11 protein-coding genes are annotated in these 15,365 nt (G+C 47.8%); 9 read left to right on the top strand and 2 right to left on the bottom strand.

Features of this window, described 5'->3' with window-relative positions:
• Complete coding sequence (locus IMZ16_RS00260) at positions 1-1,125, bottom strand: alpha/beta hydrolase (protein ID WP_193440008.1); 1,125 nt, start codon at positions 1,123-1,125, stop codon at positions 1-3.
• Between the two features lie 138 nt (positions 1,126-1,263).
• Between IMZ16_RS00260 and IMZ16_RS00265 the strand changes: the two genes are divergently transcribed.
• The 9 genes from IMZ16_RS00265 to odhB all read left to right on the top strand — a co-directional run bounded on the left by IMZ16_RS00265 (position 1,264) and on the right by odhB (position 13,920).
• Positions 1,264-1,521 (top strand): DUF4160 domain-containing protein, encoded by a 258-nt coding sequence (locus IMZ16_RS00265; RefSeq protein WP_073178509.1) that lies wholly within the window; start codon positions 1,264-1,266, stop codon positions 1,519-1,521.
• A gap of 6 nt (positions 1,522-1,527) precedes the next feature.
• The gene (locus tag IMZ16_RS00270) at positions 1,528-1,764 is read left to right on the top strand and encodes a DUF2442 domain-containing protein (protein WP_193440009.1); all 237 of its coding nucleotides are present in this window, start codon (positions 1,528-1,530) and stop codon (positions 1,762-1,764) included.
• 252 nt (positions 1,765-2,016) lie between these two features.
• Positions 2,017-3,660, top strand: a complete 1,644-nt coding sequence (locus tag IMZ16_RS00275) for an FAD-binding protein (RefSeq protein ID WP_193440010.1) — start codon at positions 2,017-2,019, stop codon at positions 3,658-3,660.
• A 273-nt stretch (positions 3,661-3,933) separates the two neighbouring features.
• Positions 3,934-5,907 carry a 1,4-alpha-glucan branching protein GlgB gene (glgB, locus tag IMZ16_RS00280; RefSeq protein WP_193440011.1) on the top strand — a complete coding sequence of 658 codons (1,974 nt, stop codon included), beginning with the start codon at positions 3,934-3,936 and terminating at the stop codon, positions 5,905-5,907.
• Positions 5,908-5,911: 4 nt separating this feature from the next.
• The gene (locus IMZ16_RS00285) at positions 5,912-7,318 is read left to right on the top strand and encodes a glycogen synthase (RefSeq protein WP_193440012.1); all 1,407 of its coding nucleotides are present in this window, start codon (positions 5,912-5,914) and stop codon (positions 7,316-7,318) included.
• A gap of 21 nt (positions 7,319-7,339) precedes the next feature.
• Positions 7,340-8,611 (top strand): glucose-1-phosphate adenylyltransferase, encoded by a 1,272-nt coding sequence (locus IMZ16_RS00290; RefSeq protein ID WP_193440013.1) that lies wholly within the window; start codon positions 7,340-7,342, stop codon positions 8,609-8,611.
• Between the two features lie 59 nt (positions 8,612-8,670).
• A complete protein-coding gene (locus IMZ16_RS00295) occupies positions 8,671-9,708 on the top strand; it encodes an SRPBCC family protein (RefSeq protein WP_193440014.1) in 1,038 nt (345 codons plus the stop codon).
• Between the two features lie 94 nt (positions 9,709-9,802).
• On the top strand, positions 9,803-12,628 hold the full coding sequence (locus tag IMZ16_RS00300) for a 2-oxoglutarate dehydrogenase E1 component (RefSeq protein ID WP_193440015.1): 2,826 nt from the start codon (positions 9,803-9,805) through the stop codon (positions 12,626-12,628).
• 29 nt (positions 12,629-12,657) lie between these two features.
• Positions 12,658-13,920 carry a 2-oxoglutarate dehydrogenase complex dihydrolipoyllysine-residue succinyltransferase gene (gene odhB, locus IMZ16_RS00305; RefSeq protein ID WP_193440016.1) on the top strand — a complete coding sequence of 421 codons (1,263 nt, stop codon included), beginning with the start codon at positions 12,658-12,660 and terminating at the stop codon, positions 13,918-13,920.
• 54 nt (positions 13,921-13,974) lie between these two features.
• On the opposite strand, the gene IMZ16_RS00310 is transcribed toward odhB, so the two are convergent.
• Positions 13,975-15,351 (bottom strand): alpha-amylase family glycosyl hydrolase, encoded by a 1,377-nt coding sequence (locus IMZ16_RS00310; RefSeq protein WP_193440017.1) that lies wholly within the window; start codon positions 15,349-15,351, stop codon positions 13,975-13,977.
• Between the last annotated feature and the right edge of the window lie 14 nt (positions 15,352-15,365).

Consider the following 15,365-nt stretch of genomic DNA (forward strand, 5'->3'; position numbering starts at 1 on the left):
TTATTTTTGGTGTTCTGTTGCTGCGCTTTCTGCTAAATCTTTCGGGTCCTCCAGGGAATCGAAGTAGAGCCATTCCACCGCTGCAGGAAATTCCTGAGACCAGTAAAATTCGTTGTGCTCGCCCTCCGGGTTGATGCTTACCTTCACATCCATTTTGAAGAAATTTTTGTATTCCCACCGCTGCATCGTTTTCACGAAACGCTTTATCCTTGCCACCATTCTGCTGCCTTCCCTTTCGCCGCCGTAGATGTACATTTTTAAATCAAACGGCTTGCGGAAGCCAACCATCGGGAAATTGTTGCGTGGCTCCACCCATAATGACGGCGAGAAGATCATCAGCTTGCTGTAAACTTCCGGGTACAGGAAGCCGCTGTAAATGCTGATGAGGCCGCCCAGCGAACTGCCGCCAATTCCCGTGAATTCCCGCTCTTTCAATGTGCGGAAGTTGGCATCTACAAAGGGTTTAAGCGTATCAGTAATGAAGCGGATGTAGCGCTTGCCTTCCGAGCCATTGCTCACCGCATCGTTATCGAAAATATACTCGCTGATTCTCGCTTCCTTGCCGTGGTCCACCGCTATCACGATGATATCGCCGCGGCCATATTCCGCCAGGATGGAAAGTTTCTTATCAATTTCCCAGTTGCCATATGGCGAGCCTTCGTTGAAAAGGTTCTGCGCATCGTGCAGGTAAAGCACCGGGTACCTTTTCTCGGTTTCGTAATAATTGTGCGGAAGCAGCGCCCAAACTTTCCGCGTCCTATCAAGCTGCGGCATATAAAATTCTTCGGAAATCACTTCGCATATCGGGAAAAATTCCTGCTTGAAAGGGCCCCAGTTGTACCGCCAGTTTTCCACCAAATCCTGCCGGGAACCCTCTGCTTTCCGGCATTTTCGGTTGGAGGTTATTTTTCCTTCGGCATCCAGTTCCACATTTTCCCAGCCACCTCTGGAATATTTGTACTCTATTTTTTCAGGTAGGTTTTCGTCTGGGATTTCAATTTTATAGCGGTCATCTGCAATTTGCAAAAGCTGGTTTGCCGGCAATCTTGGATGCCAATCGCAGAAATTTCCGGTGAGGAAAACCGGCCTGCTATCACCAGGCAAAGTCGTCAGTTCAAAAATCATAAAAGCAAAAGTAAAAAGGCAAAAGTAACAAGAGCCAAGTAAAACGGCAAAAGTAAAAAATGCAGATTCCTGCCACGCTTAGCCTGTTCAAGCGCGCAAGAGTTTTAAAGTTTTCCCTAACTTTGAAAACAAAATTTTATGCCCGAAATCTCCCGATTTTACGGAATTATCATTCAGATGTTTTTTAAGGACCACAATCCGCCGCATTTCCACGTATCTTATGGTGAGTACCGTGCAATAGTTTCCATAGAAACAGGTTTGGTGGAAGGGAAAATGCCTGCAAGAGCTTTGAAAATGGTTTTCGAATGGCTCGAAATTCATAAAGATGAACTACTGCAAAATTGGGAACTTGCACAGAATGGCCAGCTTCCGAACTCGATTGAACCCTTAAATTAATGAGAAATGCTTTGGATTACAGCAGCCGATTACCGAAATGATTTTAAAATCAATCTCACTTTTTCGGATGGCAAAAGCGGAACTGTGGATTTTGAAAATCTTTTGGACGAGAAGATTTTCCTCCCTTTGAAAAATCGTGATGAATTTAAAAACTTTCGCCTGAACTCTTGGACTTTGGAATGGGAAAACGGCGCCGATTTTTCTCCGGAATTTCTCTATTCGAAAATGATTGAAAATCATTAATTTATCAATCTATAATGCTGAACATCCTCAAGCGTTCTTTAATCTTTTGTCAAAAATTTCAAACTTTAATAAAGTCAAACTTTGCGGATTTAAACAAAAAGTTTTTGCGCTATTGCGTGAAATTTCTGTTTTTTAACCTCAATCTAAACCTTAACCTCAGCTCATCTTCTTAACCCTTTTTTATGAAATTTTTCAGATTTCCTTAAGGAAGTTTTGCGCAGTCTTTGCATTCATTCTGGTAAATATTTTAATATGAAAACACACAATGTGGATTTCCTGGTAGCAGGATCTGGTGGCGGCGGAATGACTGCCGCACTGAAAGCGCACAGCCTTGGGCTGGATGTGCTTATCGTGGAAAAGGCGCCGCACTACGGCGGTTCTACGGCGATGAGCGGTGGCGGAATTTGGGCGCCGAACAACTATGTGCTAAGGGAGCACGGCATATACGATGAGCCGGAAAGCGTGGTAACCTATATGAAGGAAGTGACAGAAGGAAAGGTGGCGGAGCCGAAAATCCGTGCCTATGTGCAGAAAGGCCCTGAAATGTTCGATTTTTTCCGGAAGGCCTCCACGCACCTCCGCTGGATTTATTCCGAAGGCTATAGCGATTACCACCCAGAATTTCCAGGCGGTCGCCCTGAAGGCCGCTCCATAGAAGCCGAGCCGCTGGATTTTAACGAACTTGGCGAAGATAAATATCTGGTACAGCCATCGGACATCACGATGCCTGGCGGAATCTACCTTACCGCGCTGGAATTCAAAAATATGACGATGGCGCTGCGCACTAGAAAAGGCCTGCAGACAAGTTTTAAGGCGATGGGCAGAACGATAGCCGATGCCGTAACCAAAAAGGATATGAGAGCGCTGGGCTATTCTGTAATCGGGCGGCTGAAACTGGCGCTGAATGAAAGGAATATTCCGCTTTGGCTAAATTCTCCTGTGAAGGAACTTGTAGTTGAAAATGACAGAGTTGTAGGCGCCATCGTGGAAAAAGACGGCGAAGAAGTAAAAGTTCTAGCCAAAAACGGCGTGCTTTTCGCAACGGGCGGTTTTGACCACAACAGAAAAATGCGCCGCGAAAACTTCCCGCAAGAAGCGCAGCGAGACTTTAGCCTTGGTTCAAAACATAATACTGGTGACGGTATTCAAATTGGGCAGAAACTTGGCGCAAAGCTCGGCTTTATGGATGATGCGTGGTGGATGCCTGCCATTCAGCTGCCGAACGGAACGCTGTTCACGCTGGTTTCCGAAAGGGCGATACCACGAAGCATCATCGTTGGTAAAAATGGTAAGCGTTTCACGAACGAAGCCTCGCCGTATGTGAATTTCGTTCACGATCAGATTGAATCCGGAAACGAAGTGGCTTACCAAATCCTCGACCAAACCGCCGTGAACCGCTATATGTACGGCGCAAAACCACCGCTGCTGCCATTCTCTGAAGACTGGTACAAAACCGGACTGGTGACGAAAGCTGATACGCTGGCTGAATTGGCAGAAAAAATCGGCATCGATAGAGATGGTTTCGTGCAGGAGGTGCAGGATTATAACCGCGATGCAGAAACTGGCAAAGATACGAAGTTTGGCAAGGGTGAAAGCGCTTATGACCGCTATTATGGTGACCCTACCTTGCAGAATCCTGTGATGGATGAAATCAGCAAGGCGCCTTTCTACGCGGTGAAAGTGGTGATCGGTGACCTTGGTACGAAGGGTGGCTTGGATACCAATGAATTTGCGCAGGTCATTAAGGAAAACGGCGAGGTAATCCCTGGCTTTTACGCTACCGGAAACACGATGGCAAGTGTGATGGGATACGATTATGCAGGTGCCGGTGCTACGATTGGCCCTTCTATGATATTCGGTTATATCGCCGCAGAGCACGCCGCAAAGCAGAACTAAAGTTTTAGTTAAAAAGTTTATTTGCCCTGTGTCACGGTTTTGAAACTGTGACACAGTTTTTTTAGCTAAAAGTTGGAAGTAAAAATTAATTTTAAAACGGTGACATTAAGAAAGACAACTCTGTGTCGCAGTGTTTTTTTTTACTATTTTAGAAATAAACTTCCGTGTCTCTGGGTTTAATTAAATTTTTGCAATTAAAAATTTCACAAAAAAACAACGCGCCGCATTGCCCATCAAAGCACAATATTTCTTAATTTTATCCAAAATTCCGCTATGCCTACCGTTCTGCCTTTCACGCGATTTTCTGAGCTGGATGTGTTCCTTTTTCGGCAGGGCAGGCACTACAGGCTTTACGACAAATTTGGCTCCCACGATGCCGAAATCGATGGGCAGAAAGGCACATACTTCGCAGTTTGGGCGCCCAATGCAAAGGAAGTTTCCGTGATTGGAGATTTCAACGGGTGGCATTCTGAGATGCACAAGCTTTCTCCGCGGTGGGACGGTTCCGGAATCTGGGAGGGCTTCATACCAAATCTTTCCTGGGGCGAAAAGTACAAATACGCTGTGCGTGCGCAGAACGGCGTGCTGCTGGAAAAGAGCGACCCATATGCCGTAAGTTTTGAGCAGGGCGTTCAGGCGGCATCGCTTATTTCTACAACTTATTTTGACTGGGGTGATGATGAGTGGATGAATAACCGTCATCACCGAAATTCTCTCGGCGCACCTATTTCCGTTTACGAAGTGCACCTCGGTTCGTGGATGCGCGGAACAGACGACCCTGAGCGGTTTTTCAGTTATCGGGAAATTGCCGAAAGGCTGGTGCCATATGTGAAGAAAATGGGCTTCACGCACATTGAGCTGATGCCCGTGATGGAGCACCCGTACGAACCAAGCTGGGGCTACCAGATTACCGGTTTCTTCGCCGCCAATTCGCGCTTTGGTTCCCCGCAGGATTTGATGTTCTTGATTAATGAATTCCACAAAAACGGAATCGGCGTGATACTGGATTGGGTGCCGTCGCACTTTCCGGGCGATGCCAATGGGCTGCACTTTTTCGATGGCTCTTACCTTTACGAACATCCGGATAAGCGGCGCGGCTTCCATCCGGAATGGAATTCCCACATCTTTGATTACGGCAGGAATGAAGTGAAATCCTTCCTGATTTCCAACGCGTTTTTCTGGCTGGAACGCTACCACGCTGACGGACTAAGGGTGGATGCAGTAACATCGATGCTGTACCTGGACTACGCAAGGAACGATGGTGAGTGGGAAGCGAACATCTTCGGCGGGAATGTCAATCTGGAAGCCGAACGCTTCCTGCAAGAATTCAACACTGCGGTTTACAAAGATTTTCCCGATACGATGACGATAGCGGAAGAAAGTTCGGATTTCCCGAAATTAACAAAACCTGTGCACGATGGAGGCGTAGGTTTCGGGATGAAATGGATGATGGGCTGGATGCACGACACGCTGAAATACTTCAAGCTGGACCCGCTTTTCCGAAAGGACCACCATCACAAGCTGACCTTCCCCACGATGTATGTGTACAACGAAAACTATATGATGCCGCTGAGCCACGATGAGGTGGTGCACGGCAAGGCAAGCCTGATATACAAAATGCCGGGCGATGAATGGCAGAAATTCGCCAACCTGAGGGCGCTCTTCGTATATATGTACACAATGCCCGGCGCAAAGCTGCTGTTTATGGGCGATGAATTTGCGCAGACTTCGGAGTGGAAATTTGCAAGCAGCCTGGATTGGCACCTGTTGCAATACCCGATCCACAGGCACTTGCAGCAATTTGTAAAGAGGCTGAACCACCTTTATTCTGATGAAACGGCGCTGTATGAAAACCAGTTTAACCATTTCGGATTCGAATGGGTGGAAGCAGATGATGCGGCGAACTCAATTTACATTTACCTGAGAAAAGGCAGGCGGAAAGCCGATGAAATGATGGTGGTGCTGAATTTAACACCGAGAACATTCGATTACAAAATCGGGATGGATAGGCTGAGGAAATGGAAGGTAATCCTGAACAGCGATGATGCGGAATTTTCCGGAAGCAGCGTGAAGGCTGAGATTAAGGAAATTAAACACGAAGGATGGATGCGCCGAAAAAAATCTATGCTGATGACTTTACCGCCTTTATCAGGGTTGATTTTGAAGCAGGTTTTTAGTTTGAAAAAATTTAAACAAAAAAGATTGCGCCAACTGAAAAATATAATTAAACCAAAAAACACAAAATAAAGCGATGAGAATTTTTCACCTTTCGATGGAATGCTATCCCGTAGCGAAAGTGGGCGGCTTAGCCGATGTGGTGGGCGCTCTACCGAAATATCAGAACAAGAAGGATGGCGTGGAAGCCAGCGTGGTGATGCCGTGGTACAACAGGCCTTTCGTTTGGGAAAACGAGTTTGATGTGGTGTTCGATGGCTTCATCCATCAAAGCCACAATATGTACCAGGTGCAGGTTTTCAAGGAAAGGCATCGCACCTTAGGCTTCGACCTTTATCTCGTGAAAATTCCCGGGCTTCTGGACAGGGAGAAACCTTATGGCTACTGGGATGAGCAGCAGCAGTTTCTGGCGTTTCAGCACGGCACATTGCACTGGCTTTCTGCGATGCAGATTCGGCCGGATGTTCTGCATTGCCACGATTATCACACAGGCCTTGTACCTTTTATGATTGAATATTGCGGAGAATTTTCCTTCCTGAAAGGCGTGAAAACCATTGGCACAATTCACAATGGTGAGTATCAGGGCTGGATGGATTGGAGAATGGCGAACTTTATGCCGTGGTTTGACGGGTATAAATGGGGCCTGCTGGATTGGCACGGGAAGATAAATCCGCTGGCTGCCATGATCAAGTGCTGCAACGCTTTCAACGCGGTTTCTGGCGGCTATATGCAGGAGCTTTACCACAGCTTCCAAAGCCTGGAGCCTTTGGTATGGCAGGAATCTCAGAAGGCTTTCGGGATTATCAATGGGATTGATACGGAGGTCTGGAACACTGAAACCGACGGCTTTCTGGAATTTAATTTCAGCAAGGAAAATTTCAAGGAGGGCAAAAGGCTGAACAAGCAGGCACTTTGCAAGGAATATAACCTTCGTGAAGATTTACCCCTGATTGCCTTCATTGGAAGATTCGCCGGAGAAAAAGGTGCCGACCTTCTGCCAGAGATTACGAAGCGCATCATCCGGGAAACGGAAGGCGGCGTAAATGTGATGATACTGGGTTCCGGAAATGCGGAGATTGAAAACCACCTGAGATGGATGGACGGCGTTTTTGTGAATTTCGCTGTGGACCTGGGCTACAAGGAATTCCTCTCGCATCGCATTTACGCTTCGGCAGATTTCCTGCTGATGCCTTCCAGGGTGGAGCCTTGCGGCTTGAACCAAATGTATGCGATGCGCTACGGCACAATTCCGGTGGTATCTTACACCGGCGGTTTGCGCGATACGGTGCAGGATGTAACTTCCGGCGGTGCAGGTATCAATTTCACTAATGCTGGGGTGGATGATGCGGTGCACGCTTTGCACAGGGCGCGCGAAATTTACTACCACCACGATTATATGGACAGCCTGATCCGCACGAATATGAATTTTGATTTTTCCTGGGATAAATCTGCGGAAAATTACCTATCTTTATACCAATATTAATAACAACCAAATCTTACGAATATGAGCTATAAAGTTATATCTATTGTGCTGGGTGGCGGCCGGGGCACCCGCCTTTCGCCGCTTACCTATACCCGCTCCAAGCCTGCAGTACCGATTGCAGGGAAATATAGACTGGTGGACATCCCGATTTCCAACTGCCTGAATTCCGGCTTCAATAAGATACTTGTTCTCACACAGTTCAACTCCGCTTCGCTGAATTCGCACATCAAAAATTCTTATCATTTTGATATTTTCAGCAAAGGCTTTGTGGACATCCTTGCCGCAGAGCAGAATATGGAGAGCGACCAGTGGTACCAAGGCACTGCCGATGCCGTGCGCCAGAGCATGAAGCACCTGCAGAAATATGACTATGATTACATTCTGATCCTCTCCGGAGACCAGCTTTACCAGATGGATTTTTGCAAGATGGTGGATTTCCATGTGAAAAACAATGCGGATATCTCCATCGCCACCATACCCGTAAATGCAAAAGACGCCACAGGCTTCGGAATATTGAAATCCGATGAGGAAAGCCGCATCACCTCATTTACGGAAAAACCTTCCGCTGAAATTCTCGGCGATTGGTCCTCGGATGTTCCACCTGCGATGAAGCAGCAGGGCAGGGAATATCTTGCTTCTATGGGCATCTATGTCTTCAGCAAAGATGTGCTGAAAAGGCTATTTTCGGAAGATCCGGGCGATGATTTTGGTAAAGACCTGATCCCCAACGCCATTGAAAACGACTATAATGTGGTAAGCTTTCAGTATGATGGCTACTGGACGGATATCGGTACTATTGAATCCTTTTTTGAGGCGAATATGGATCTCACCACGGAGCTCCCGAAATTCAATCTGTTCTCCACCAATCCTATCTACACCCGTTCGAGGATGCTGCCGCCTTCCAAGATCAACGGTTCGTATGTAAGCAAGGCAGTAATCGCTGACGGATGCATCATCCTTGCCGATAAGATCGAAAATTCCGTGATCGGAAACCGCGCCCGCGTCGACAAGGGCAGCACAGTCATCAACTCTTATATGATGGGCTCCGATTTTTATGAAGACGCCCGGCAGCTTGCCGAAAATGAGATGCAGGGCACCCATAACATCGGCATTGGCAAATACTGCTATATAGAGCGCGCAATTCTTGATAAAAACTGCCGAATTGGCAACAATGTACGCATTATTGGCGGCAGGCACCTTGCGGATGGTGATTTTGAAACCCATTCTATAAAGGACGGCATCGTGGTGGTGAAGAAAAATGCAATAATTCCTGACGGTACGCATATCGGTTAAAATCAACATTCAAACCGCAGGCCCAGGTGGCCTGCGCTTTTTTTATGTAAATTTGCCGCATGCGCTGGTTTCGCTTTTTCCTGCTGCTCGCTGGCCTGCTTGTCGGTCTTTACGCGCTGTCAATGTATTATTTCGTGGACGATAGTACGACTTTTGAGGTGGATTCCGATGTGAGATACGCCCCCGAAAAAGTTTTCCCCCAGTTCAGCAATCTGCAGAACTTCGCCGTATGGAATGAGGCCTTTTTCGGCAAGGAAAATCAATCCCTGGAATTCTACTACCCGTATGCCGGCAAGGATGCCTCTATGAGCTGGCAAGGAAGAAACGGCGGGGGGGGAGAGATCTTTATCCGAAATCTCCGCCGGGATACGATGATCAGCTATCAACTATATAAAAATGGGGATAAATTCCCTTATCTGATAAACCTGCGCTTTAAGAATGCGGCAGAAAATTCAACCAAAATCCACTGGACGATACACACCCCGCATAAACCCCTGATGTTCCGCGCAGCCAACCTTTTCCCTGAAGATGAAATAGCAGAAGGCATCCGCAGCAGCGTGGCGAAACTTGAAAATATATTGGGCAACAAGGTGGACAGGGAGGCGCAGCTGGAAACTATAAAATACGACTCGCTGATGATTGAGGATGCCCGCGCCCAGCTGCTGGTGGGCGTAAATGTGACCAGCGTAAACCGCGGAGACGCCCTTCAGAAAAACCTGGTCGTTACGCACGGAAAGGTTCAGAACTTTGTCACCGGTGATCTGCGGAAGGGGAATGACGAGTTTGGCTACCCGGTGATGATCACCGACCCGGAAAGCTACAGGGAGCGGGAGGTATCCTACTACTACGGCATTCCGGTTTCTAAAAAGCAGAATATCACGGATAATAATTTCAGCTACCGGAAAGTGGCGCAAGGGAGGGTGTATGCCATTTTTTACGAGGGGAAATTTTCCGGAAGAAGCGCGCCCATCCGCAAGCTCCTTGAAAGAGCCAGGAAAGATTCCATGCGCGCGGTCAGCCTTAGGACGACCTTCCTGCAGCCCCCCGCGGAAGGCGCACCTGTAAGAATAAAATTAGAGCTGGAGGCGGCCCGCTGAGGTATATAGAAAGCAAAAGTTTTTTATGGTTTTATATGCGGCATCAGCTTATTTTTGTTAAATTTGTGAAATTTCATTTACCACTTAAAAGATAATGGACAAGTATTCATTTCTGAATGCAGCGCATTCCCAGCTGATCGCCGATTTGTATGATCAGTACTTAAAATATCCGGATTCCGTAGAGCCTTCCTGGAAGGCATTTTTCCAGGGCTTTGATTTTGCGAGAGAAAACTACGGTGGAAATTTTTTCGACGAAGAAACAACCCATCCTCAGGCTGAAGCACCGGCTAAGGCCCAGCAGGTGCAGCAAATGGCGCAGGCGGTGCAGAGCGGGGAAGTGCCAGAAGATATCCGCAAGGAATTTAATGTAATGAACCTCATCGATGCCTACAGGAGGCGCGGGCATCTCTTTACCAAGACAAACCCCGTACGCGAGCGGCGCAGCTACGAGCCTACCCTGGATGTTGAAAATTTCGGGCTTAGCCAGCAGGATTTGAACAAAAAATTCTCCTGCGCTACAGAAACCGGCATGCCCGGCCCGGCTACGCTTCAGGAAATCATTAACCATCTTCAGGAGATCTATTGCGACTCCATCGGTGTGGAGTATATGCACATCCGCCATGTGGAGGAGATTGAATTCATCCGCCAGTGGCTGCAGCAAAACGAAAACCACCCGGAACTTTCTGCGGAGGAGAAAACAGATATCCTCCACAAGCTCAACCAGGCGGTGGCATTTGAAAACTTCCTTCATACAAAGTTCGTAGGCCAGAAACGCTTCTCCCTGGAGGGAGGCGAAACCCTGATCCCCGCGCTGGACCAGCTGATCACGAGAAGCTCCCAGCACGGCGTGGATGAGGTGGTGCTCGGTATGGCACACCGCGGCCGCCTGAATGTGCTTGCCAATATTTTTGGTAAATCTTACAAACAGATTTTCTCAGAATTTGAAGGTAAAGAATTTGAAGAGGATGTATTCTCCGGCGATGTGAAATACCACCTGGGCTCCAGCCGCATCGTGGAGATGGCATCCGGCGAAGAGGTGGCTATTAACCTTACCCCAAACCCGTCTCACCTGGAGACAGTGGCGTCTTTGGTGGAAGGCATCAGCCGCGCGAAGGTGGATCATAAATATCACGATTTCTCAAAAGTCCTGCCCGTGATCATCCACGGGGACGGTGCCGCAGCAGCCCAGGGCATCGTGTATGAGGTTGCGCAGATGATGACGCTGGAAGGCTACAAAACGGGCGGCAGCATCCATATCGTGATTAATAACCAGGTGTCTTTTACCACAAATTATTTGGACGCACGCTCCTCCACCTATTGCACGGATGTGGCAAAGGTGACGGATTCTCCCATTATGCATGTGAATGCGGACGATGTGGAGGCAGTGGTGCACGCGATGCATTTCGCGGCAGATTTCCGTGCCAAGTTCGGAAAGGATGTCTACATCGACCTTCTTGGCTACAGAAAGTACGGACATAACGAGGGTGATGAGCCGAGATTCACGCAGCCACATCTCTACAAAATCATAGCGAAGCACCCCAATCCGAGGGAAATTTATAAGGAAAAACTCCTGAAGGACGAGATCGTTTCCAACGAAGTTCTAAAGAAGATGGAGGGCGATTTTAAAGCCTTGCTGGATGAAGATTTTGATGCCTCCAAAGAAATTGAGAGAAACAGGATTGACACCTTTATGGGAGATGACTGGAAGGATTTCGTCTATTCAAAATCTGGCGATGTTTTGAAAAAAGTGGACACCGGCTACGATCTTGAAAAGCTAAAAGAACTCGCCGTGGAGATGTCCACACTACCGTCCGATAAAAAATTTATCAATAAAATCACCCGCCTGTTCGACAACCGCTTGAAGATGATACAGGAAAATACCCTCGACTGGGCGCTGGGCGAGTGGCTTGCTTATGCAACGCTTTTGAAAGAAAACCACGGGGTAAGGATTTCCGGTGAAGATGTAGAGCGCGGAACATTCTCCCACCGCCACGCCGTACTAAAAACCGAGGATGCAGAGGAGGAATACATCCCGCTGCGCCATATTTCCGACAGCCAGTTCGATATCTACAACTCCCTGCTTTCTGAATATGGCGTTCTCGGTTTCGATTATGGCTATGCTATGGCATCGCCGAATACGCTCACGATTTGGGAGGCGCAGTTCGGGGATTTTGCCAATGGCGCACAAATCATCATAGACCAGTATCTCGTAGCCGCAGAAGAAAAGTGGCGCGTGCAGAACGGCATCGTGTTGCTGCTGCCTCACGGTGCGGAAGGGCAAGGGGCGGAACACTCCTCCGCAAGGCTGGAGCGTTTCCTAACGCTGTGTGCGAATGACAACATTATCGTAGGAAACTTCACGACGCCGGCGAACCTTTTCCACGCCTTCCGGCGCCAGCTGAAGTGGGGCTTCAGGAAGCCGCTGGTAGTAATGTCTCCAAAATCTTTGCTGAGACACCCGCGCGTGATTTCTACTTTCGAAGATCTCGCCAACGGAGAATTCCAGACCATTATTGATGATGAAAATGCCAATTCAGATAAAGTTGAAAAGCTGGTTTTCTGCTCTGGGAAGCTTTATTATGAACTCCTTGCCAAAAAAGAGGAGCTTGGTGCAGAGAATGTTGCCCTTGTGAGAATGGAGCAGCTTTATCCGCTGGATATGGAGAAAATTCAGCAGATTTTTGATAAATATTCATCAAGAAAAGAGCTCATCTGGGCTCAGGAAGAACCAGAAAATATGGGTGCGTGGAGCTATATCCTGCGCAACTTCCGCGACGCCGGCTTCAAGGTATTTGCAGCGCCGGACAGCGGGGTTCCGGCTCCGGGCAGCCACAAGCGGTTTGAATTTAATCAAAAAAATATCATTAACGGAGTTTTCGGCGAGGCTGGAGATTCTGATACAGAAATCATTGAAAAATAAAATCCAACCAAAAAAATAATTCGAAAGATATGGCAGTTTTAGAAATGAAAGTTCCTTCGCCGGGTGAATCCATCACGGAGGTGGAGATTGCTACCTGGCTCGTGCAGGATGGCGATTATGTAGAAAAAGATCAACCGATAGCGGAGGTAGATTCCGATAAAGCGACCCTGGAGCTCCCGGCTGAGGAGAGCGGGGTGATTACACTGAAGGCAGAAGAGGGGGACACCGTAGCCGTAGGCCAGGTGGTGTGCCTCATCGATATGGATGCGGCAAAGCCTTCCGGGGGCTCTGAACCGGAAAAAGAAGAGCCTAAGGCGGATGAAAAACCGGCCGAGCAGCCAAAAACTGAATCTCCTAAGCAAGGAGAAAAGCCTGCGCCGGCAGAGCAGCCTACCCCTGCAACCTATGCCACCGGTACACCTTCGCCGGCAGCTAAGAAAATCCTGGATGAAAAGGGCATCGATCCTGCGAGCGTATCCGGGACGGGCCGGGATGGCAGAATTACGAAGGCTGATGCTACAGAGGCCTCTGTACCAGCTATGGGCTCTGTATCTTCTACCTCAGGATCGCGGAGTGTGCAGACAAAAAAACTTTCAGTGCTGCGCCGCAAACTTGCGGAACGCCTAGTTTCTGTAAAGAATGAAACTGCGATGCTTACCACTTTCAACGAGGTGGATATGTCTGAAATTTTCCGTCTAAGAAAGGAATTTAAAGATGAATTCTCTGCAAAACACGGGGTAGGCCTCGGCTTTATGTCCTTTTTCACCAAGGCAGTAACCAGGGCACTTGAGCTTTTCCCTGATGTAAATGCTTCCATTGATGGAGATTATAAAACTAACTACGATTTTGCGGACATTTCCATCGCGGTATCCGGCCCGAAGGGGCTAATGGTGCCGGTTCTTCGCAACGCTGAAAATATGACATTCCGCGGAGTGGAGGCAACGATAAAGGAGCTTTCCACGAAAGTTCGCGACGGGAAGATAACAGTGGATGAAATGACAGGCGGTACTTTTACTATCACCAACGGCGGCGTGTTTGGCTCAATGATGTCCACACCGATTATTAACCCGCCACAGTCTGCCATCCTCGGTATGCACAACATCATCCAGCGCCCTGTAGCCGTAGATGGCAAGGTGGAAATTCGCCCGATGATGTATGTGGCACTCTCTTACGACCACAGGATCATCGATGGTAAGGAGTCGGTAGGCTTCCTCGTGGCAGTGAAAGAAGCTGTAGAAAATCCGGTGGAGCACCTGATGAACGGCGATGCCAGAAGAGCTCTGGAGCTTTAAATATCTCTATCGGCAAATGATGAATCCCGCAAAACGCGGGATTTTTTGTTTAAACTAATCTCGGGAGTTGTGAAGTACCAAATATTCCCAGGGAGCCAATTTTAGTTGGAAACTTGAGGGTAGGGCAACTATTTTGTTTGTAAATAAATTGGTATAAGTTCCCTTATCAAAATCAGTTTCAAAAATGAAATCCTGAGGTTTATCGCTGAAATTGATGAAAACCAGCACCTTGTCACCATATTTTTCACGAACAAATGCAACCGACTGCTCCATATGATTGCTTTTTATCCGCTCCATTTTTCCGCCAAAGCTCCCATTCCAAAGCGCCCGGTTTTTATGTTTGAGTGCGAAAAGTTTAGTATAAATCTCCTCAAATCTATGCTTTTTCCAATCGATTGGGTCCTTTTCAAAAAACTTCAGCGATCGGCTCAGCCCGGCTTCCTGACCGCTGTACACCATCGGGATGCCGTCAAAAGTGGCTGCCAAAACTATAGCAGCCTCCAGCCCATTACCGAAATTAGACTGCATTGTGCCTTCCCAGGAGTTCTTGTCGTGGTTGTCAGTAAATGTCATCCGCATGCCTTCTTTCGGAAAAATCGCAAGATGCTCAGCGAAATAGCCCTCCGTCATCGGCGTCACAGATGATTTGTTTTTAATAACCTGGTGCATCTTGTCGTAAAGTTCCCAGGCGTAGGTAGCATCGAAAGCCTTGCGGTGCAGGTCGCGGTCTGAAGCTTCAGCCAGCATAAAGACCGGCTTGATCTCTTCCAGCTCAGCGCGGGCATTTTCCCAGAAATCCAGCGGAACGAATGCCGCCACATCGCAGCGGAAGCCGTCGATATCATAATTTTTAACCCAAAACTTCATCGCGTCGGTCATATATCGGCGCAGTTCCGGATTTGAATAATCAAACTCAATAATATCATCGTAGTCCCGCCACGGCGTTGGCTGAAAGTTTCCCTCCCGGTTTTTATGGTACCACTCGGGATGCGCCTTTACCAGCGGGTTGTCCCACGCGCTGTGGTTGGCTACCCAGTCTATAATCACGAACATGCCCTGCTGGTGGATTGCCTTTACCAAATCTCTGAAGTCTTTTTCAGTACCAAACTCAGGATTGATTTCGAGATAATTTTTTACGGAATAATAACTGCCGAGCGAGCCTTTTCGGTTGACCTCCCCAATGGGATTTACGGGCATCAGCCAAATGATATCAATGCCCATTTTCTTTAGCCGGGGCAGTTCTTTTTCTACAGCTTTAAAATTTCCTTCCTTGGAAAACTGCCTCACATTCAGTTCATATATCGTGGCATTTTTAGTCCAATCCGCATTTTTTATTGTCACATAATCTTGCGGCGTGTACCGCGATTGTGTATCTTGCGCAGAAAAACTGGTGGCTGCCATCATTAAAACAGATAAAATCACGGTTCTCATCGTGAATAGTTTTT

The organism is Cruoricaptor ignavus (genome assembly GCF_014961145.1).
GTDB classification, from domain to species: Bacteria; Bacteroidota; Bacteroidia; order Flavobacteriales; family Weeksellaceae; genus Cruoricaptor; species Cruoricaptor ignavus.

What these genes read in the sequence shown, in the direction of transcription:
- IMZ16_RS00310 (WP_193440017.1), bottom strand. Translation starts at nt 15,351, where the DNA reads ATGAGAACCGTGATTTTATCTGTTTTAATGATGGCAGCCACCAGTTTT.
- IMZ16_RS00265 (WP_073178509.1), top strand. Translation starts at nt 1,264, where the DNA reads ATGCCCGAAATCTCCCGATTTTACGGAATTATCATTCAGATGTTTTTT.
- IMZ16_RS00300 (WP_193440015.1), top strand. Translation starts at nt 9,803, where the DNA reads ATGGACAAGTATTCATTTCTGAATGCAGCGCATTCCCAGCTGATCGCC.
- IMZ16_RS00295 (WP_193440014.1), top strand. Translation starts at nt 8,671, where the DNA reads ATGCGCTGGTTTCGCTTTTTCCTGCTGCTCGCTGGCCTGCTTGTCGGT.
- odhB (WP_193440016.1), top strand. Translation starts at nt 12,658, where the DNA reads ATGGCAGTTTTAGAAATGAAAGTTCCTTCGCCGGGTGAATCCATCACG.
- IMZ16_RS00290 (WP_193440013.1), top strand. Translation starts at nt 7,340, where the DNA reads ATGAGCTATAAAGTTATATCTATTGTGCTGGGTGGCGGCCGGGGCACC.
- IMZ16_RS00260 (WP_193440008.1), bottom strand. Translation starts at nt 1,125, where the DNA reads ATGATTTTTGAACTGACGACTTTGCCTGGTGATAGCAGGCCGGTTTTC.
- IMZ16_RS00285 (WP_193440012.1), top strand. Translation starts at nt 5,912, where the DNA reads ATGAGAATTTTTCACCTTTCGATGGAATGCTATCCCGTAGCGAAAGTG.
- IMZ16_RS00270 (WP_193440009.1), top strand. Translation starts at nt 1,528, where the DNA reads ATGCTTTGGATTACAGCAGCCGATTACCGAAATGATTTTAAAATCAAT.
- glgB (WP_193440011.1), top strand. Translation starts at nt 3,934, where the DNA reads ATGCCTACCGTTCTGCCTTTCACGCGATTTTCTGAGCTGGATGTGTTC.
- IMZ16_RS00275 (WP_193440010.1), top strand. Translation starts at nt 2,017, where the DNA reads ATGAAAACACACAATGTGGATTTCCTGGTAGCAGGATCTGGTGGCGGC.